18 protein-coding genes are annotated in these 18,746 nt (G+C 65.3%); 8 read left to right on the top strand and 10 right to left on the bottom strand.

The genetic code is table 11. From position 1 onward, the window contains the following. Positions 1–678: 678 nt before the first annotated feature. Positions 679–1,329, bottom strand: a complete 651-nt coding sequence (locus tag ACYPYD_RS03235) for a hypothetical protein (protein ID WP_459662052.1) — start codon at positions 1,327–1,329, stop codon at positions 679–681. A gap of 81 nt (positions 1,330–1,410) precedes the next feature. On the opposite strand from ACYPYD_RS03235, the gene trmFO reads away from it, so the two are divergent. Beyond that, positions 1,411–2,754 carry a methylenetetrahydrofolate--tRNA-(uracil(54)-C(5))-methyltransferase (FADH(2)-oxidizing) TrmFO gene (gene trmFO, locus ACYPYD_RS03230; protein WP_459662051.1) on the top strand — a complete coding sequence of 448 codons (1,344 nt, stop codon included), beginning with the start codon at positions 1,411–1,413 and terminating at the stop codon, positions 2,752–2,754. 107 nt (positions 2,755–2,861) lie between these two features. Here trmFO and ACYPYD_RS03225 read toward each other — a convergent pair whose 3' ends face one another. From ACYPYD_RS03225 to ACYPYD_RS03205, 5 genes are all read right to left on the bottom strand, one after another. After that, positions 2,862–3,314, bottom strand: a complete 453-nt coding sequence (locus tag ACYPYD_RS03225) for an EF-hand domain-containing protein (RefSeq protein ID WP_008833487.1) — start codon at positions 3,312–3,314, stop codon at positions 2,862–2,864. A 68-nt stretch (positions 3,315–3,382) separates the two neighbouring features. Then, positions 3,383–4,072 carry a hypothetical protein gene (locus ACYPYD_RS03220; protein ID WP_459662049.1) on the bottom strand — a complete coding sequence of 230 codons (690 nt, stop codon included), beginning with the start codon at positions 4,070–4,072 and terminating at the stop codon, positions 3,383–3,385. A gap of 110 nt (positions 4,073–4,182) precedes the next feature. Further along, positions 4,183–5,559 carry a pyruvate dehydrogenase complex E1 component subunit beta gene (locus tag ACYPYD_RS03215; RefSeq protein ID WP_036524747.1) on the bottom strand — a complete coding sequence of 459 codons (1,377 nt, stop codon included), beginning with the start codon at positions 5,557–5,559 and terminating at the stop codon, positions 4,183–4,185. A 1-nt stretch (position 5,560) separates the two neighbouring features. After that, a complete protein-coding gene (gene pdhA, locus ACYPYD_RS03210; protein WP_459662048.1) occupies positions 5,561–6,628 on the bottom strand; it encodes a pyruvate dehydrogenase (acetyl-transferring) E1 component subunit alpha in 1,068 nt (355 codons plus the stop codon). Between the two features lie 174 nt (positions 6,629–6,802). Next, positions 6,803–7,114 (bottom strand): FtsB family cell division protein, encoded by a 312-nt coding sequence (locus ACYPYD_RS03205; RefSeq protein ID WP_036524742.1) that lies wholly within the window; start codon positions 7,112–7,114, stop codon positions 6,803–6,805. Positions 7,115–7,507: 393 nt separating this feature from the next. Here ACYPYD_RS03205 and ACYPYD_RS03200 point away from each other — a divergent pair, with 393 nt between their 5' ends. Together ACYPYD_RS03200 and ACYPYD_RS03195 are read left to right on the top strand one after the other, a co-directional pair. Beyond that, positions 7,508–9,391 carry an ABC-F family ATP-binding cassette domain-containing protein gene (locus tag ACYPYD_RS03200; RefSeq protein ID WP_459662047.1) on the top strand — a complete coding sequence of 628 codons (1,884 nt, stop codon included), beginning with the start codon at positions 7,508–7,510 and terminating at the stop codon, positions 9,389–9,391. Then, positions 9,388–9,849 carry a GreA/GreB family elongation factor gene (locus ACYPYD_RS03195; RefSeq protein WP_459662046.1) on the top strand — a complete coding sequence of 154 codons (462 nt, stop codon included), beginning with the start codon at positions 9,388–9,390 and terminating at the stop codon, positions 9,847–9,849. Before ACYPYD_RS03200 ends, ACYPYD_RS03195 begins: the two co-directional genes overlap by 4 nt. Before the next feature lie 115 nt (positions 9,850–9,964). On the opposite strand, the gene serB is transcribed toward ACYPYD_RS03195, so the two are convergent. Further along, complete coding sequence (serB, locus tag ACYPYD_RS03190) at positions 9,965–10,789, bottom strand: phosphoserine phosphatase SerB (protein WP_459662045.1); 825 nt, start codon at positions 10,787–10,789, stop codon at positions 9,965–9,967. Between the two features lie 61 nt (positions 10,790–10,850). Here serB and miaA point away from each other — a divergent pair, with 61 nt between their 5' ends. The 4 genes from miaA to ilvC all read left to right on the top strand — a co-directional run bounded on the left by miaA (position 10,851) and on the right by ilvC (position 15,381). Further along, positions 10,851–11,831 carry a tRNA (adenosine(37)-N6)-dimethylallyltransferase MiaA gene (gene miaA / locus ACYPYD_RS03185; protein ID WP_459662044.1) on the top strand — a complete coding sequence of 327 codons (981 nt, stop codon included), beginning with the start codon at positions 10,851–10,853 and terminating at the stop codon, positions 11,829–11,831. Positions 11,832–12,002: 171 nt separating this feature from the next. Next, the gene (gene ilvB, locus ACYPYD_RS03180) at positions 12,003–13,745 is read left to right on the top strand and encodes a biosynthetic-type acetolactate synthase large subunit (protein ID WP_459662043.1); all 1,743 of its coding nucleotides are present in this window, start codon (positions 12,003–12,005) and stop codon (positions 13,743–13,745) included. Between the two features lie 16 nt (positions 13,746–13,761). Further along, positions 13,762–14,280: an acetolactate synthase small subunit gene (ilvN, locus tag ACYPYD_RS03175; protein WP_036524725.1), complete on the top strand. Its 519-nt coding sequence runs from the start codon at positions 13,762–13,764 to the stop codon at positions 14,278–14,280. An 81-nt stretch (positions 14,281–14,361) separates the two neighbouring features. After that, complete coding sequence (gene ilvC, locus ACYPYD_RS03170) at positions 14,362–15,381, top strand: ketol-acid reductoisomerase (protein WP_008833476.1); 1,020 nt, start codon at positions 14,362–14,364, stop codon at positions 15,379–15,381. 63 nt (positions 15,382–15,444) lie between these two features. Here ilvC and ACYPYD_RS03165 read toward each other — a convergent pair whose 3' ends face one another. Then, complete coding sequence (locus ACYPYD_RS03165) at positions 15,445–15,723, bottom strand: HNH endonuclease (RefSeq protein WP_036524722.1); 279 nt, start codon at positions 15,721–15,723, stop codon at positions 15,445–15,447. A 113-nt stretch (positions 15,724–15,836) separates the two neighbouring features. Here ACYPYD_RS03165 and ACYPYD_RS03160 point away from each other — a divergent pair, with 113 nt between their 5' ends. Beyond that, complete coding sequence (locus tag ACYPYD_RS03160; RefSeq protein ID WP_459662042.1) at positions 15,837–17,345, top strand: CpaF family protein; 1,509 nt, start codon at positions 15,837–15,839, stop codon at positions 17,343–17,345. A gap of 64 nt (positions 17,346–17,409) precedes the next feature. Here the strand turns inward: ACYPYD_RS03160 and ACYPYD_RS03155 are convergent, their stop codons facing one another. Next, complete coding sequence (locus tag ACYPYD_RS03155) at positions 17,410–17,850, bottom strand: hypothetical protein (RefSeq protein WP_459662041.1); 441 nt, start codon at positions 17,848–17,850, stop codon at positions 17,410–17,412. 196 nt (positions 17,851–18,046) lie between these two features. After that, entirely contained in the window at positions 18,047–18,655 is a 609-nt protein-coding gene (locus ACYPYD_RS03150) for a YceI family protein (RefSeq protein ID WP_008833472.1), read from the bottom strand. Between the last annotated feature and the right edge of the window lie 91 nt (positions 18,656–18,746).

Genomic DNA, 18,746 nt, shown 5'->3' with positions numbered 1-18,746 from the left:
GAAGGCCGGGATCGCTGGCAGTTCTTGAGGCGATAGCGCGCGTCAGGACGTTCTCGCGAGAGGTGGGCTTTTACGGCCAGCGATCCCGGCCTTCGCCGGGATGACGGGCGGGCTCCTTCGATCTTGACATTTATCACCAAATAGGTTATATGGCCCAGCATCCGATCCGGCGATGATCACGCCGGAGAGGTGTATCGGGTCGGCGTCGTGGGCCGGGATGCGGTTTCAAGCCGTGATCACGCAAACCACGCGTCCATCGAAGACCCGGACTGTCTCTGCGCTACCGGAAACGCCGTCCATACGATCCTGCGACACATGGCAGGACTTGGGACGGCCATCCCGGATAGCCTTCGGCCGATAACGACGCGAACCCTAACGACGGCCACATGGGACAAGTCCGATGGAATACAGGTCGAGCCGGGCTGCACCGTGAGTTACCCGGCCGCTCCCCAGAGCTTCACGGAAAACAAAACCCTGCGTCCCAGCTTGGACGCTCCCGACGCCGACCCGATGTTCTCGGTATTCGCGTTGATTTCCCCGGCGTAATGGCCCGCACTCGCCAGCGGGCGTTTCCGCGTGCGCTAACTGCACGCACACCCCCGTCAAAGTGACATCATCATTCAGGGAGCAGGGATGACGGCGTAAACCCGCCGCCCCAACTTCTCCTGTTGCCGCCGCTCAGAACCGCTCCTCACGCATCCGCAGTTCGCCGGTCACGCCGGTCGCCAGCACCAGGTTGCCGATATAGAACAGCGGCCAGGCCACCATCGCCAGCAGCGCGCTGCCGCCCGAGGCCGCGATCTCCAGCACCACGCCCGCCGCGATCAGCGCCGCGCCCAGACCTACGCGCGAGCGCGCAAACGTGCTGATCCACGCCGAAGCCGCCATGCCGCCAAGCGCGAGGCCCAGAAACAGAGGCACACCGACGCCCGCCTGGTCCGCCGCGAAGACGCAAAGCAGCGGCGTCCCCAGCGTCAGCGCCAGCGCCGCCACCTTGCGCCCGTTGTCGATCACCGCGCGGCGGTGCATCAGGAACAGCGACAGCCCGATCAGGAAGGCGATCAGGATCGCGTTCAGCCCGATCACCGGCACGTCGTACCACAGCGCCGAGCCGACCGCCTCCAGTCCCAGCATCCCCGCCAGCGAGCGGGTGTCGTTCCCCCGATGCCGCAGCACCGCATAGACCGCCAGCAAGGCCAGCGGCGCGCCCTTGAGCACGATCAGGTAAAGCCCCGGCAAGGTGCTCCCGCGCAGCCAGACCCACGCGACGGCAAGCACGATGCTAGCCAGCAGCCAGGGACGGCGTTCGATCAAGGCGCGGTGCGGCATTCATCCTCCTGGGGTTGCCGCATTGCCATGGCAGATGCCGCAGGGCTTTTCCATCGCTGCGATAGGGTCTAGGCGGCGCAGATGACCCATCAGATCCACATCATCGGCGGCGGCCTCGCCGGAAGCGAAGCGGCATGGCAACTCGGCCGCCGGGGCTTCAAGGTGCGCCTCTCGGAAATGCGCGGGACCGGAGAACGCAGCCCGGCCCATCAGGGCGACGGCCTCGCCGAACTGGTCTGCTCCAATTCGTTCCGCTCGGACGATCACGAGAAGAACGCCGTCGGTCTGCTGCACCACGAGATGCGCCAGTGCGATTCGCTCATCATGAGCGCCGCCGCCAAGGCCGAAGTGCCCGCCGGATCGGCGCTGGCCGTGGACCGCGAGATCTTCTCCGCCGAAGTCGAGGCGCGCCTTGCCGCTCTGCCCAACGTCGAGATCGTGCGCGAACGCATCGACGCCCTGCCCGCCGACGCCCCCGTCATCGTCGCCACCGGCCCACTGACCGCCGAGGCGCTGGCTGGCTCGATCGGCAAGGCGACCGGCGCCGACAGCCTCGCGTTCTTCGACGCCATCGCCCCCATCGTCTACCGCGACACCATCGACATGGACGTGTGCTGGATGGCCTCGCGCTGGGACAAGGGCGAGACCAAGGACTACATCAACTGCCCGATGACCAAGGACCAGTACCTGGCGTTCCACGCGGGTCTGGTCGCGGGCGAGAAGACCGCGTTCAAGGAGTGGGAGGAAAACACCCCCTACTTCGATGGCTGCATGCCCATCGAGGTCATGGCCGAACGCGGCATCGATACGCTGCGATTCGGCCCCATGAAGCCGGTCGGCCTCGACAACCCGCACTGGGCGACCCCGGAACACCCCAACGGCCGCTGGGCATACGCCGTGGTGCAACTGCGGCAGGACAACAACCTCGGCACGATCTGGAACATGGTCGGCTTCCAGACCAAGCTGAAGCACGCCGAGCAGGTGCGCCTGTTCCGCACGATCCCGGGGCTGGAGAACGCCGAGTTCGCGCGTCTCGGCGGCCTGCATCGCAACACCTTCCTCAATTCGCCGGTGCTGCTGGACCGCACCCTGCGCCTGAAGACCACGCCGAACGTGCGCTTCGCCGGGCAGATCACCGGCTGCGAGGGCTATGTAGAGAGCGCCGCGGTCGGCCTGATGGCGGGTCTGATGGCCTCGGCTGAGCTGGCGGGCCGCGAATGGCAGGCCCCGCCGCGCACGACCGCGATGGGCGCCCTGCTCTCGCACATCACCGGCGATGCCGAGGCCGAGACCTATCAGCCGATGAACGTCAACTTCGGCCTGTTCCCGCCGCTGCACGACGTGAAGAAGAAGCAGCGCAAGGAAGCCTACACCGAACGCGCCAAGGCCGAAATCGTGCCGTGGTTGGAGCGCATCGCGGTCTGACGCTGGTGCGGCCCACCCCTGCCCCCTCCCGTTGACGGGAGGGGCAGCGAGACTTGCGAGCGTAGCGAGTTAGTCCCAGCGGGGTGGGCACCACCCGACCGCAAAAATCAACACGAACATTTCGCCTTCGGCTTGGGCGGCGGCGCCGTCTTGCGGAATTCGGCGGGCGTGAGATAGCCGTCGCGGTCCCCGTCCGCCCCGTCGAACTTGTCGACCGTGGCCACCGCCCATTCCTCGAAGGTCAGCAGGTTGTTGCCGTCCTTGTCGAGCTTACGGAAAATGTCAGAACGCGTCGAAAGCATCTCGTTGCGGGAAATCCGTCCGTCACGGTCGCGATCGTAGCGTCCGAAGCGGCGTTGCTCACGGCTGAGTTCGGTCGCCTCGGGAAGTTCGGGGCCGACCATGTCGCCCACATCGGCGCTGGGTAACGGGGCAGGCTCCGTCGCCATCGGCGCCGCTGGCGGGGCGGCGGCCTCGACTTCGGCGTGTCCCTGCCACCAGAACAGGCCGATGCCCAGGAGTACGAAAACGGCGAGGCCGCCAAGCAGAAAGCGATTCATTGCGCGGTATCCATCACCCCGCGATCCTAGAACCACCCGGCGCGCGAGCGGAAATTACAACGCTGCAATCAGAAGCCCAGCAGCCCGAGCCGCATGGCCTTGAGCATCGCAGCGGGCGAAGTCGCGCCGGATTCGTCACCCTTGGCGAGACGGCGGGCGGCTAGGCCATGCAGCACCATCAGCGGCCGCAACGCGCGGGAGACCCGAACGCCGCTGCTCGCCTGTGCGAGTTCGCGCGCGGTATCCCGCTCGCTGGCATGGCCGAGCCGCATCGCCAGATCGTTGAGCGCCCAGGCGCGGCCCAGCTTCAGCGCGGCCTCGCGCTCCTGGCTCCGGCCGAGAGCGTCGGCCAGCGCGGCGAAGGCCTCGCCCCTGCCCTGCGCCATGGTCTCGAGCGCTTCGGCGGAAAGCGGCGCGGCGCCGGTCATGGCTTCCCAGCCATCGACGAGCGCGGCGAGACCGCCGTGATGGCCGTTCCAGCTTTTCAGCAGCGCCAGCAGCGGCTCGCCATTGGGCCACTGCTCGGCGGACTGGCCGAGGGATTCGCGCCACCATGCCAGACGGAGCTGCGCCATCATCGGTTCGCGCGAATGCCGCAGCAGATGGGCAAGGCGCGCATCGAGCGCCAGCAGCGCCAGCGTCTGCTCACGCGCGGACTTCGGCGCATAGACCAGCGCCAGGCGCGACACGGTGGGCAGCGACTGGATGAGGATGTCCTCGTTGGAGGCGGAAATCGTGGGAGTTGGGGAGTCGGTCACCCGGTTTCCCTAGTCGGTGCCGGAGCGAGGCGAAACCCCAAACGCGACACGGGCGACGGTGCCGAAGCACCGCCGCCCGCGCATCATCTCAAAGCCCGTGGGCGAAGAGATTACCTGTAGGTGACCTTCTTCACCGCCGCCACGATGCGGTCGGCGTCGATGATCGCCAGCTTTTCGAGGTTCGCGGCGTAAGGCAGCGGCACGTCCTCGTTGCACACGCGCACGACCGGCGCGTCGAGGTTGTCGAAGCCGTCTTCCATGCAGATCGCGATGATTTCCGAGGCGATCGAGCAGACCGGGAAGCCTTCCTCGGCCACAACCATGCGGTTGGTCTTGGCAAGGCTGGCGAGCACCGTTTCCTTGTCGAGCGGGCGCAGGGTGCGAAGATCGATGACTTCGGCGTCGATGCCCTCTTCGGCCAGACGCTCGGCCGCTTCGAGAGCGAGGCCGACGCCGATCGAGTAGGACACGATCGTCACATCCTTGCCTTCGCGCATGATCCGCGCCTTGCCGATCGGCAGGACGTGGTCGTCCAGTTCGGGCAGTTCGAAGGAACGGCCGTAGACCAGCTCGTTCTCGAGGAACACGACCGGGTCTTCCGAACGGATGGCCGCCTTGAGCAGGCCCTTGGCGTCCGAAGCATCGTACGGCGCAATGACCACGAGGCCGGGGACGTTGGCGTACCACGGACCGTAGTTCTGCGAGTGCTGGGCGCCCACGCGCGAGGCCGCGCCGTTGGGACCACGGAACACGATCGGGCAGCGCATCTGGCCGCCGGACATGTAGTTGGTCTTGGCGGCCGAGTTGATGATGTGGTCGATCGCCTGCATGGCGAAGTTGAACGTCATGAACTCGATGACCGGACGCAGACCGCCCATCGCCGCGCCGGTGCCGATGCCGGCGAAGCCGTACTCGGTGATCGGCGTGTCGATGACGCGGGTGGGACCGAACTCTTCGAGCAGGCCCTGAGTCACCTTGTAGGCGCCCTGGTACTCGGCGACTTCCTCGCCCATCACGAAGACGCGGCTGTCGCGGCGCATTTCCTCGGCCATGGCGTCGCGCAGAGCGTCGCGTACGGTCGAGGTCTTCATGTTAGTGCCATGCGGCAGCTGCGGGTCGCGTGCGGTCTTGAGGTCGCTGGCGAGATTGGCGGTGCCGCTCTCTGCAGGCTTCTTCTCTTCCGACTTCGGAGCCTCTTCGACCTTTTCGGCAGCCTTGGGCGCTTCGACGGCGGAGGCGTCCTCGCCCTCGCCTGCCAGCATCGCGATCACGGTGCCGACCTTCACGCCCTCGGTGCCTTCGGCGACGAGGATCTTGCCGACGGTGCCTTCGTCGATGGATTCGAATTCCATCGTCGCCTTGTCGGTTTCGATTTCAGCAAGGATGGTGCCCGAGGAAACCTCGTCGCCTTCCTTGACAAGCCACTTGGCCAGCTTGCCCTCTTCCATCGTCGGGGAGAGAGCGGGCATCTTCAGTTCGATCGCCATCTCAGTAGCTCTCCACCAGGACGTCGGTATACAGTTCGGGGGCGCTGGGCTCCGGCGAGTTCTCGGCGAAGTCGGCGGACTGGGCGACCTGCGCGCGGATGCGCTTGTCGACTTCCTTGAGGCTTTCCTCGGTCACGCCCATGGCCAGCAGTTCGGTCTTGGCATGGTCGATCGGGTCGCGCTTTTCGCGCACGCCCTGGACTTCCTCGCGGCTGCGGTACTTCGCAGGGTCCGACATCGAGTGACCGCGATAGCGGTACGTGTTCAGTTCCATGAGAACCGGACCATTGCCCGCGCGCACGTATTCCAGCGCGATCTCGGCCGACTTGCGGACTTCGAGAACGTCCATGCCGTCCACCGACATGCCGGGGATGCGGAACGCAGTGCCGCGGCGGTGGAAGTGCGTCTCGGCCGAGCCGCGCTTCACGGCGGTGCCCATGGCGTAGCCGTTGTTCTCGATCACGAAGATGATCGGCAGCTTCCAGAGAGCCGCCATGTTGAAGCTCTCGTAGACCTGGCCCTGGTTGGCCGCGCCGTCGCCGAAGTAGGCCATCGCGACACCGCCGTCTTCACGGTATTTGTGCGCGAACGCCAGACCCGCGCCAAGCGAGACCTGCGCGCCGACGATGCCGTGGCCGCCGTAGAAGCGATGCTCCACGGAGAACATGTGCATCGAGCCGCCCTTGCCCTTCGAGATACCGGCTTCGCGGCCGGTCAGTTCGGCCATGATAACCTTGGGATCGATGCCGTAGGCGAGCATGTGGCCATGATCGCGGTAGCCGGTGATCACCGAGTCCTTGTCGTTGTCGAGCGCGGACTGCAGGCCCACGGCGACAGCTTCTTGGCCGATGTAGAGGTGGCAGAAGCCGCCGATCAGGCCGAGGCCGTAAAGCTGGCCGGCCTTTTCCTCGAAGCGGCGGATGAGCAGCATCTGCTCATAGAAATGCAGGAGCTCTTCCTTGGAAGGCTTGTAGCGCTTGTCCGCGTCCAGGGCTTCCTGGAGGCTGTGGAGCGCGAAATCCTCTTCTACGGCAGCGGTTTCTACTACCGGGGTCTTTGCTTTGGGCAACGGGTGCTCCCCATCGTTGGTGCGATCGTTTCAGTGAGGGCGGTATAGGAAGGACGCAGCCAAAGCGAAAGCGCGCAGGCTCGAAAACGGGCTCCAAACGTGGACTTTTTTGCAACGAGGTTTGCAAAAAACGGCATTGCGACATCTCTCCAACGAGAGGCAACGCGCGAGACCTCAGGGGAGTTGCATCACCATTTCGTCGGGACGCGCGACGTTCAGGTTGCTGCGGACCAGTTCGCCCGCGAGGTCGGGATCCATCTTCCTGGGATCGAGCAGCGCGACGCGGTTCTTGAGATGATCGCGATCGACCTTGAGATCGACAAGTTGCTTCTCGCGCTGATCGAGCAGGCGCTGGTTCTCACCCCAGGCAAGCAAGCCGCTGGGTCCGGCGACGCACCAGAGACCCATGAGCAACAGCAGCGCGAGGGCAAGGCCCTTCACGAGACGTTCTCTGGCTATGTTGGTGTCCTGTCGCACGGTCCGCATATGTCGCTTGAATCACATGTGATTCGGGGTTGCAAGCCCAAACTCTAAAGGATTCCTGCGGTTTGCGACAGGTGGAGGAGAAGTGCTGGAAACATGCGGGCAAAGTTTTCGTGTTGATAAGTTTCGCAAGGCGTCAAGTGTTAACTAGACGACATTAAGAGCGCCTAACGGCGCAGGGGTTTACCACCCCTGCACCCCGTATACCGTCGAGGTCACGCGCGACGCATCCTTACGCTCGACGGTGAAGTGGAAGACAAAATAGCCTTCGGCGTCATCTTGGCTGACAAGGCTGCACGGACAACGACGACGGTATGGGGGTCTGGGGCGATGGCCTCAGATTCCTTGTGTTGATCTTGTTCCGCTTTCTCTCCGACCCTGCTAGGCGCTCGCCCCATGTTGAGCATTCGCGATATCACCGTGCGCCTCGGCGGCCGCACCATCATCGACGGCGCGTCGGCCACGCTGCCACAGAACGGCAAGATAGGCCTGATCGGCCGCAACGGCGCGGGCAAGTCCACGCTGGTGAAGACCATCATCGGCGAACTCGATCCCGACGGCGGCTCGGTCGAGATGCCGCGCCGTGCGCGTCTCGGCTACATTGCGCAGGAGGCACCCAACGGCACCCGAACCCCATTCGAGGCAGTGGTAGAAGCCGACACCGAGCGCACCGCACTTCTGGCCGAGGCCGAGACGTGCACCGATCCCAACCGCCTCGGCGACGTGCACGAGCGGCTGATCGCGATCGACGCCTACACCGCCCCTGCCCGCGCGGCGCGCATCCTCGTCGGCCTCGGCTTCGACGAGGAGATGCAGGCACGGCCCCTCGACAGTTTCTCGGGTGGTTGGAAGATGCGCGTCGCGCTCGCCTCGCTGCTGTTCTCCGAGCCCGACGTCATGCTGCTCGACGAACCGTCGAACCACCTCGACCTTGAAGCGACGCTGTGGCTGGAGAACTTCCTCAAGAGCTACCCCAAGACGCTGCTGGTCATCAGCCACGAGCGCGACCTGCTCAACACCGTGGTCGACCACATCCTGCACCTGCAGCAGGGCAAGCTGACGCTCTATCCTGGCGACTACGACAGCTTTGAGCGCATCCGCGCCGAACGCGCCGCCCAGGCCGCGGCCGCGCGCGCCAATCAGGAAGCGCAGAAGAAGAAGCTGGCCGATTACGTCGCGCGCAACTCGGCGCGTGCCTCTACCGCGAAGCAGGCGCAGTCGCGCGCCAAGATGTTGGCGAAGATGCAGCCGATCGCGGCGATGGCGGAGGACGCCTCGCTCAGCTTCGACTTCCCCAGCCCCGACGAACTGCGCCCACCGCTCATCACGCTGGACCTCGCCGCCGTGGGCTACGTCGAGGACAAGCCGATCCTGCGCCGCCTCAACTTGCGCATCGATCCCGAGGACCGCATCGCGCTGCTGGGCCGCAACGGCAACGGCAAGACCACGCTGGCGCGCCTGCTTGCACGCCAGCTGGAGCCGATGGAAGGCGGGATCACCTTCTCGCCCAAGATCCGCATCGGCTACTTCACGCAGTATCAGGTCGAGGAACTACCCGGCGATTCCACCCCGCTGGAACTGATGACCCGCGCGATGGAGGGCAAGCCGCCGCTCGCGGTGCGCGGGCAGCTCGGCCGCTTCGGCTTCTCCGGCAACCGCGCCACGGCGGTGACCGGCACGCTTTCGGGCGGCGAGCGCGCGCGTCTGGCGCTGGCGCTGGTGACGCGCGACGCGCCGCACATGCTGATCCTCGACGAGCCGACCAACCACCTCGACGTCGATGCGCGCGAGGCGCTGGTGCAGGCGCTCAATTCGTTCGAGGGCGCGGTGATCCTCGTCAGCCACGATCGTCACATGGTCGAACTGGCCGCCGACCGGCTGGTGCTGGTAGAGGGCGGCACGGCGGAGAACTACGACGGGTCGATGGAGGACTACATCGACTTCGTGCTCGGTCGGAACCAGCCCAAGGTCGAGACGCTCTCGGCCAAGGGCGGCGATGCGCCGGTCAAGAAGAGCGGCGCCATCGCGCGCGAGGAACTGAAGGCGCTGCGCAAGAAGGTGACGGCGGCCGAGACGCGCATGAAGCGCGCGCAGGCTCACGTCGACAGCCTGCTCGACGCGCTGGCCGATCCGGCCTCGGCGAAGGGCGATCTCAAGGGCCTCGCGGTCGGCGCGCTGGGCAAGCTGCACGGCACGGCGGCGGAAGCCCTCGAACTGGCCGAGACCGAATGGCTGGAGGTCCACGAGGAACTCGAAACCCTGATGGGCCGCGGGAAATGAGCGTCGCCTTCCGGCGCGACGGGGATGAGGAGCATCTGGAACCCAAGTTCGAGGTGCCGATCCCGCCCGGGCCCAACCTCGTCACCGCGCGAGGCCGTGAACTGATCGCAGAGAAGATCGCGGAGCTGGAGGCGCACGTTACCGCGCTGACCGAGGAGACCGCCCTCAACTCCGCCAAGCGGGACCTGCGCTACTGGCAGGCCCGCCTCGACACGGCTCAAGTGCAGCCGGTGCCGGAGGGCGGCATCGTCCGCTTCGGAAGCCGCGTGCGCTTCATGCTGGGGGGCAAGGCGCGGGAGATCGTCATCGTCGGCCATGACGAGGCCGATCCGGCGCACGACCGGCTGGCATTCGTCGCCCCGCTCGCCAAGGCACTGCTGGGCGCGGAAGTAGGCGATTTCGTGGACTTCAACGGCCGGGAAGAGGCGATTGAAGTGCTGGAAGTCAGCGCAGCCTGAGCAGGCAGAGTATACCGAGGGGGCTTCGACAAGTTCAGCCTGAGCGGGTTTTAAAGCACTACCCTGAAACCGCTCAGGCTGGGCCTGTCGAAGCCCCCTCGGCCTTAGCACCCGGTCAGCGCACCCAGTCCTTCTCGGGGATGCCAAGCAAACGCAGCACGCTGGTCAGGTCGCCGCGATCGATCCAGCCGTTCGAGGCCGCGCGTGCCTTGGGCTTGGCGTGATAGGCGATGCCGTAAGTCGCCGCCTCCAACATCGGAATATCATTCGCACCGTCGCCGGTCGCGAGACTGGTGACACCCTCGCCCCCCACGTTTCCGAGCGCTTCCAGTTCGGCCAGCAGCGTCGCCTTCTTCACCGACGAATCGACGATCCCGCCGACGAGGCCGCCGGTCAGCTTGCCGTCCGCAACTTCAAGCCGGTTGCCGACAACATGCTCGAAGCCCAGCATCTCCGCCACGGGGTCGGCGAAGTGATGGAAGCCGCCGGTCACCAGCACGGTGCGGCAGCCCAGCTTCTTCAGCGTCTCGACCAGCACTTTCGCACCCGGCATCGGCCGGATTCGCGTGGCGAGGCATTCGTCGATGGCGCTGGTGGAGAGCCCCTTCAGCAGCCCGACACGCTCGCGCAGGGCCTGCTCGAAGTCGAGTTCGCCCTGCATGGCGCGCTCTGTGATGTCGGCGATGCGCTCCTTCAACCCTGCGAAATCGCCGAGTTCGTCGATGCATTCCTGCCCGATCATGGTCGAATCCATGTCGGAGATGAACACCTTGGGCACCACCGGTTCATCGGCGGTGACGAGGCCGTCGGTCGTGCCGAAATGCGCGTCGAGCGCGGCGCGCAGGACTTCGGCATCATCGTCGGGCGAGTCGATCTGCATCGTCTGCCCGCAGAAATCGAGCATCGTCGCATCCGCGATCCGCACGCCGCCTTCAGCCATTTGCGCTTTCGCGGCTTCGAGACTGGTCGAAAGATGATCCGGTTCTGCTATCAGCCGGGCAATGAGCACTGCGAATTCCCTTGATGCGTCCTACGATATCTCAGCCGGAGACCGGCCGCCGCTGGCGCTCATCGCAGGGCCGACCGCCAGCGGCAAGAGCGATTGTGCGGTCGCCCTGGCACAGGAACTCGAACGCCGGGGCCGCCGCGCGGTGGTGGTCAACGCCGACAGCTCGCAAGTCTACGCCGACCTGACGGTCCTGAGCGCGCGTCCGACCGAAGACGACATGGGCGGCATCGAGCACCGCCTGTTCGGTGCCTGGGACGGCGCGCAAAGCTGCTCCGCCGCCGACTGGGCGCGCGCGGCAGCCGCGACCATCGCGCAGGTCCATGCCGAGGGCGCGGTGCCGATCCTCGTCGGCGGTACCGGCCTTTATATGCGCACCCTGCTCGACGGCATCGCGCCGATTCCCGCGATCGATCCCTACATCCGCGAGGAAGTGCGCGCCCTGCCCGTCGCCGAAGCCTACGCTGCCCTCCTCGTCGAAGACCCCGAGCGCGCCGCCCGCCTCTCCCCGGCAGACACCACGCGCGTGGCGCGCGCGCTGGAGGTCGTGCGCTCCACCGGCCATGGCCTCACGCACTGGCAGACGCAGACCGAAGGCGGCATCGGCCACGCGGTCGCACTTCACCCTGCGATCCTGCTGCCCGAGCGCCAGTGGCTTTATGCGCGCTGCGACCTGCGGTTCGAGCGCATGGTCGAGCGCGGTGCCCTGACGGAAGTACAGGCGCTCCTCGCCCGCGATCTCGACCCCGCCCTCGCGGTGATGCGCGCCATCGGCGTCCCGGAACTCGCGGGCGTCATCAAGGGCAAATGGCCGCTGCAAACCGCCATCGAACGCGGATCGCAGGCAACGCGCAACTACGCCAAGCGCCAATTTACGTGGCTGAGGCACCAGCCCCCTGCGGATTGGCATCGCCTGCAATGTGAAAATTACAACTCAAATGCCATAAATGATATTTTATTGCGCTTTCCGGGTTGACCTGACATATCCACATGCCTAGAGGCCGATCCTACCTCGCTGATGGAAGTTATGCGGGGAGGAGAGGAGACGACCCGGTACGCCCAAGCCGACGTGCCGGGTCGGATTCATTAGGGAGGCAGCCGGAATTGCCGGTGCTCCCGCCCGAACGAATTAATGAAGGAATGTATTGTGAGTGAAGAGCGCAGCGGCGCGAGCATCCTGGTCGAAAGCCTGGTCAAGCAGGGGGTCGAGTTCGTATTCGGCTATCCCGGCGGCGCCGTGCTACCGATCTACGACGCTCTCTTCGGTGACGAACGACTTCGCCACATCCTCGTCCGCCACGAGGCCGGTGCGGCGCACGCCGCCGAAGGTTATGCGCGTTCGACCGGCAAGCCCGGCGTCGTGCTGGTCACCTCCGGCCCCGGCGCGACCAACGCGATCACAGGCATTGCCGACGCGTTCCTGGATTCGATCCCGCTTGTGGTCATCACCGGCCAGGTTCCCACCGGGCTGATCGGATCGGATGCATTCCAGGAAGCCGACACCGTTGGCATCTCGCGCCACTGCACCAAGCACAACTATCTGGTGAAGGACCCGAACGACCTTGCCGCGGTGATCGACGAGGCGTTCCAGATCGCCACCACCGGCCGCCCCGGCCCGGTGCTGATCGACATCCCCAAGGATGTCCAGATCGCCATGGCAACGTGGAACGACGGCCCGATCCAGCGCAAGCAGCGCTACAACCCGCGCACCAAGGGCACCTCGGAAGAGATCGCCCGCGCGGTCGAGATGCTGGCCAATGCCAAGGCTCCGGTGTTCTACACCGGCGGCGGCGTCATCAACGCCGGTCCGCACGCCACCGCGCTGCTGCGCGAGCTGCAGGCGAAGACCGGCGCGCCCGTCACCTCCACGCTGATGGGCCTCGGCGCGTTCCCGGCCGACCACGCCGACTGGCTGGGCATGCTGGGCATGCACGGCACGTTCGAGGCCAACATGGCGATGAACCAGGCTGACCTCATCCTGTGCGTCGGCGCTCGCTTCGACGACCGCGTGACCGGCCGCCTCGACGCCTTCGCGCCGAATTCCGAGAAGATTCACATCGACATCGACCGCGCATCAATCAACAAGGTCGTGCCGGTGGACCTGCCGATCATCGGCGACTGCGCCGTGGTGCTCGAACAGATCCTCACCGAGTGGGGCACCCGCAAGGCTCAGGACCTGACCGCGTGGAAGGCCCGCGTCGACGGCTGGCGGGAACGCAAGAGCCTCGCTTACCCCTCGAACGCGCAGGCGATCATGCCGCAGCTGGCGGTCGAGCGACTGTACGAGCTGACCAAGTCGAAGGACCCGGTTATCTCCACCGAAGTCGGCCAGCACCAGATGTGGGCGGCACAGTACTTCCCCTTCTTTAAGCCCAACAAGTGGCTGACTTCGGGCGGTCTGGGCACCATGGGCTACGGCCTGCCCGCAGCGATCGGCGCGCAGTGCGGCAACCCCGACAGCCTCGTCATCGACATCGCGGGCGACGCCTCGATCCAGATGAACATCCAGGAGCTGGGCACCGCCACCCAGTACCGCCTGCCGGTCAAGGTCTTCATCCTCAATAACGAGTGGATGGGCATGGTCCGCCAGTGGCAGGAACTGACGTACGAGAGCCGCTATTCGAACTCCTATTCGGACAGCCTGCCCGACTTCGTGAAGCTGGCCGAGGCTTACGGCTGGAAGGGCATCCGCATCGAGAACGAAAGCGAACTCGACGCGGGCATCCAGGCGATGATCGACCATCCCGGTCCGGTGATCGTCGATTGCCTGGTCCACAAGGAAACCAACTGCTTCCCGATGATCCCCTCGGGCGCGGCGCACACCGACATGATCCTCTACGGCGACAGCGTTGCCGGCACGATGGACGACGAAGCCAAAGCGCTGGTCTGAGGACAAGAGACGAACCATGATGCACATCCAGCATGAAGCCGAGGAACGGCACGTCCTGACCGTGACGGTCGACAACGAGGCGGGTATTCTCGCCAAGATCGCAGGCCTGTTCACCGCACGCGGCTACAACATCGACAGCCTCACCGTGGCCGACATCACCGACAACCATTCGGTGAGCCGGATCACGATCGTGACGCACGGCCCGCGCAGCCAGATCGACCAGATCCACGCGCAGCTCGAGCGTCTGGTGCCGGTTCACAAGGTCGTCGATCTCACCGAAGTCGGCCCCCACGTCGCGCGTGAGCTGGCGCTGGTTAAGGTGGCGGGCGTGGGCGAAAAGCGCGTCGAGGCGCTGCGCATCGCCGACGTGTTCCGCGCTCGCCCGGTCGATACCACGACCGAGAGCTTCATCTTCGAGATGACCGGCGCCCCGGACAAGATCGACAGCTTCGTGGCGCTGATGCGCGACCTCGGCCTCGTCGAGGTCGGCCGCACCGGCATCGTTGCCATGGCCCGTGGGCCTGAAGAAGCCTGAATTTCAAAATTGCGTCAGCCCGGCCGGGCGGCGCTTGGACAATAACCGTCCCGGTCTGCCGGGATGACGGAAGGAAGAACGATGAAGGTCTATTACGACGCCGATTGCGACATCAACCTGATCGCCGAGAAGAACATCGCGATCCTGGGTTACGGCAGCCAGGGCCACGCCCATGCCCAGAACCTGCGCGATTCGGGCGTCAAGAACGTCGCCATCGCCCTGCGTGACGGTTCGGCCACCGCCAAGAAGGCCGAAGCCGCCGGCTTCAAGGTCATGTCGAACAAGGACGCCGCCGCATGGGCCGACGTCATCATGATCCTCGCTCCCGACGAGCATCAGGCCGCCATCTACGCCGCCGACATCCATGAGAACCTGAAGCCCGGCGCCGCGCTTGCCTTCGCGCACGGCCTCAACGTGCACTTCGGCCTGATCGAGCCGCGCACCGACATCGACGTGTTCCTGATCGCGCCGAAGGGCCCGGGCCACACCGTGCGCAGCGAATACCAGCGCGGCGGCGGCGTGCCCTGCCTCATCGCGATCCACCAGGACACCACCGGCAACGCGCAGGACATCGCCCTCGCCTATGCTTCGGGCGTCGGTGGCGGCCGTTCGGGCATCATCGAGACCAACTTCCGCGAGGAATGCGAAACCGACCTGTTCGGTGAGCAGGCCGTGCTCTGCGGCGGCGCCACCGCGCTGGTCCAGGCCGGCTTCGAGACGCTGGTGGAAGCCGGCTACGCTCCCGAGATGGCCTACTTCGAGTGCCTCCACGAGTTGAAGCTGATCGTTGACCTGATGTATGAAGGCGGCATCGCCAACATGCGCTACTCGATCTCGAACACCGCCGAATACGGCGACATCAAGACCGGTCCGCGCATCATCACCGAAGAGACCAAGAAGGAAATGAAGCGTGTTCTGGAAGACATCCAGTCGGGCCGCTTCGTGAAGGACTTCGTCCTCGACAACCGCGCCGGCCAGCCCGAGCTGAAGGCTTCGCGCCTTGCCGCCAAGCGTCACCCGATCGAGGAAACCGGCGCCAAGCTGCGCGCCATGATGCCCTGGATCGGCGCCAACGCCCTGGTCGACAAGACCAAGAACTAAGGTTCATCCGAATCCTTGCGGCGGGCGGGTGGTCGAAAGGCCGCCCGCCCGTTTTGCTTTGGCTCACCGCTTCCGCCGCGTCGGCGCATGGAAATCCGGCGGCTTTCCCGCCACCCAGCGCACGAACCGCGCGATCTCTTCCACCTTCAGAAGCTCCGCGCTTTCCGGCTTCATCCGCGCCAGTTGCGCATTGCCCAGCGCTGCATGGATCGTCCGGTGACAGATCGGATGAAGCGGCACCGTCTCGCGCCCTCCCCGGCTTTTCGGCACCGGGTGATGCCATTCCACCTTGCGCCCCAGCGGCCGCGCGCACAGCCAGCAGGTGCGATCGTCATCGTCCACTTCGCCCTCCGGTGCAGCGCATTAGTAAGTTATCAAAGTTTCAACCTTAACAGTGCCTGGAATTAGGCATGGATCGCCCCCTTCCAAGGGCGGCGCTTGAGGTTGACGGTTTCATGACGGCATTCGGTCGGCGCAACGGCATCGGTGGCATGGGTCAGGGCGCGCGCCCGGCTTTCGGCGTGGCGAAGCCGCTCAAGAGCGGAGGCGATGTCGCCGCCGCCATTCCGGGTTCGGCGCCCGTTCCCGGCGACCAGTTTCCCTCCATCTCGGGCGACTCGCTTGCCCCGTCACGCGACGATGCCATGTCGCGGCTCGCCGATCGCGCCAATGCGGTCCATGCCGAGTCCGAGCAGAACGGCTTCGAAGCCTCGATCCACAAGATCAAAGAGCAGGTTCTGCCGCGCCTGCTGGAGCGCGTCGATCCCGAAGCCGCCGCCACACTGACCAAGGATGAGCTGTCGGAGGAATTCCGCCCGATCATCATGGAAGTGCTGGCCGAGCTGAAGATCACCTTCAACCGCCGCGAGCAGTTCGCGCTGGAAAAGGTGCTGATCGACGAACTGCTCGGCTTCGGGCCGCTGGAGGAACTGCTCAACGACCCGGATATCTCCGATATCATGGTCAACGGCCCGAACCAGACCTACATCGAAAAGAAGGGCAAGCTGCAGCTCGCGCCGACCAAGTTCCGCGACGAGCAGCACCTGTTCCAGATCGCCCAGCGCATCGTCAACCAGGTCGGCCGCCGCGTCGACCAGACCACCCCGCTGGCCGACGCCCGCCTCAAGGACGGCAGCCGCGTCAACGTGATCGTCCCGCCGCTGTCGCTGCGCGGAACTGCCATCTCGATCCGTAAGTTCTCCGAGAAGCCGATCACCATCGACATGCTCCAGGGCTTCGGCTCGATGAGCGAGAAGATGGCGACCGCGCTCAAGATCGCCGGGGCCTGCCGCATGAACGTGGTGATCTCGGGCGGTACGGGTTCGGGCAAGACGACGATGCTCAACGCCCTGTCCAAGATGATCGACCCGGGCGAGCGCGTGCTGACGATCGAGGACGCGGCCGAACTTCGCCTGCAGCAGCCCCACTGGCTGCCGCTGGAAACCCGTCCGCCGAACCTCGAAGGCCAGGGCGCAATCACCATCGGCGACCTCGTCAAGAACGCCCTGCGTATGCGTCCTGACCGCATCATCCTGGGCGAAATTCGCGGCGCCGAGTGCTTCGACCTGCTCGCCGCCATGAACACCGGCCACGACGGTTCGATGTGCACGCTCCACGCCAACAGCCCGCGCGAATGCCTGGGCCGTATGGAGAACATGATCCTGATGGGCGACATCAAGATCCCCAAGGAAGCCATCAGCCGCCAGATCGCCGAGTCCGTCGACCTCATCGTGCAGGTGAAGCGCCTGCGCGACGGCTCGCGCCGCACCACCAACATCACCGAGGTGATCGGCATGGAAGGCGACGTCATCGTCACCCAGGAACTGTTCAAGTTCGAGTATCTGGACGAGACCGACGACGGCAAGATCATCGGCGAATTCCGCCCCTCGGGCCTGCGCCCCTACACGCTGGAGAAGGCCCGCCAGTTCGGCTTCGACCAGGCCTATCTCGAAGCCTGTCTGTAACGAAGTGCACCCCGGCGGATCACCCCGGGGTTTACACAAACGAGGCAGTGAAACATCTGTCACCTTAGGCGCCCGGTCGGTCCGGGTCCGCCGCCCGATCGATCTGCGCCAGCAGCGACAAAAGCGCGCGATTATCAGGCTTTAGTTCGGTCGCAATGTGACGACCGCGATATATCCGCACTTTCAGCAATCCGAAGCGCGCCCGCACCGCGCGCTCCTCGGGTGTGACCTTTCGTTTTTCCGGCGGCTTGCCTGTCACCTTGTCCCAGGCGGCGGCAAAGCTGCCCGCGCCGGGCTTGCGACGCAGACGATAGGCACTCTCGCGCGACAGTCCCACGCGGAGCGCCGCTGCCTCGACACCGCCGCCCTGCGCCAAGGCAGCGAGAAAGGCCGCCTGCCGCGCGGGCGTCCACCCGTCCTTGCGCGGACGCACGGGCACGGGTGCGAAGGCGGGGACACGGATATGGCGGGGGCGGTTGAGAGCGCGCGGCGGAGGCTGGTTCATCCACCACGTTAAACGTGATTGCGCGGATGTAGGAAAGCGGCCCGTCAGTGCGTAGCCTCAAGCGTGTCGTATTCCTTCGTCATCCCCGCGAAGGCGGGGACCCATCTGATGCCCTTTCAACAGGACGCCTCAGGAGATGGGTTCCCACCTTCGCGGGAATGACGAGGTCTGTTCAATCAAACGAGATCACGCAGAGTTACTGCTTCTCGAAAGCTGCGGTGATGGCGATCTGCGTCTCGTCACTGACCAGCGGCGCGTACTTGGTGACGCCGAACTCGGTGCGCTTGATCGTGCCCACGGCATTGAAGCCGAGCGTATAGACCTTCTTCATCGGATTGACGTTGGCCGCCTTGAAGCTCGCCTTGAGCGTCACCGGCTTGGTCACGCCGTGCAGGGTCAGATTGCCGGTGACGTCGGCGGTGCTGGCGCCGGTCTTCACCACTTTGGTCGAGACGAAGCGCATCGTCGGGTACTGGGCGGCGTCGAACCATTCGGCACCGACCAGTTCCTCATCGAGCGTCTTGTTGGTGGTGGAGACGGAAGCCACCGGAACCGAAACATCCAGCTTCGCCGAGGCCAGGTTCTTCGGATCAAGCGACAGCGTACCTGACGCGCCCGGCAGGGTGCCGAAGAACTCGCTAATGCCGAAGTGATCGACGGTGAAGCGCACCAGCGTGTGCGCACTGTCGAGCGCATAGTTGCCCGCCTGCACGGCAGCGGCATTGGTATCGGCCTGCTGCGCCACGATCGGGGCGGCAACGACGAGAGACGCAGCGGCCAGAGCCGATGCAAGATAGCGGTTCATTCGAATTCTCCGAAAGGAAAGGCGGGAAAGGTCAATGCTTGCGCGTTGATCCCATTGCCGATCCCTTACGGCCAGCCCGATAAAATCGATC

This window comes from Novosphingobium sp. 11B (genome assembly GCF_054589055.1).
This window is presented reverse-complemented; position numbering and strand designations above follow the sequence as displayed.

Bases quoted from the DNA above. Each gene is read 5' to 3' on its own strand.
- ACYPYD_RS03235 (WP_459662052.1), bottom strand. From the start codon at position 1,329: ATGCCGCACCGCGCCTTGATCGAACGCCGTCCCTGGCTGCTGGCTAGC.
- trmFO (WP_459662051.1), top strand. From the start codon at position 1,411: ATGACCCATCAGATCCACATCATCGGCGGCGGCCTCGCCGGAAGCGAA.
- ACYPYD_RS03225 (WP_008833487.1), bottom strand. From the start codon at position 3,314: ATGAATCGCTTTCTGCTTGGCGGCCTCGCCGTTTTCGTACTCCTGGGC.
- ACYPYD_RS03215 (WP_036524747.1), bottom strand. From the start codon at position 5,559: ATGGCGATCGAACTGAAGATGCCCGCTCTCTCCCCGACGATGGAAGAG.
- ACYPYD_RS03205 (WP_036524742.1), bottom strand. From the start codon at position 7,114: ATGCGGACCGTGCGACAGGACACCAACATAGCCAGAGAACGTCTCGTG.
- ACYPYD_RS03200 (WP_459662047.1), top strand. From the start codon at position 7,508: ATGTTGAGCATTCGCGATATCACCGTGCGCCTCGGCGGCCGCACCATC.
- ACYPYD_RS03195 (WP_459662046.1), top strand. From the start codon at position 9,388: ATGAGCGTCGCCTTCCGGCGCGACGGGGATGAGGAGCATCTGGAACCC.
- serB (WP_459662045.1), bottom strand. From the start codon at position 10,789: ATGGCTGAAGGCGGCGTGCGGATCGCGGATGCGACGATGCTCGATTTC.
- miaA (WP_459662044.1), top strand. From the start codon at position 10,851: ATGAGCACTGCGAATTCCCTTGATGCGTCCTACGATATCTCAGCCGGA.
- ilvN (WP_036524725.1), top strand. From the start codon at position 13,762: ATGATGCACATCCAGCATGAAGCCGAGGAACGGCACGTCCTGACCGTG.
- ilvC (WP_008833476.1), top strand. From the start codon at position 14,362: ATGAAGGTCTATTACGACGCCGATTGCGACATCAACCTGATCGCCGAG.
- ACYPYD_RS03160 (WP_459662042.1), top strand. From the start codon at position 15,837: ATGACGGCATTCGGTCGGCGCAACGGCATCGGTGGCATGGGTCAGGGC.
- ACYPYD_RS03155 (WP_459662041.1), bottom strand. From the start codon at position 17,850: ATGAACCAGCCTCCGCCGCGCGCTCTCAACCGCCCCCGCCATATCCGT.
- ACYPYD_RS03150 (WP_008833472.1), bottom strand. From the start codon at position 18,655: ATGAACCGCTATCTTGCATCGGCTCTGGCCGCTGCGTCTCTCGTCGTT.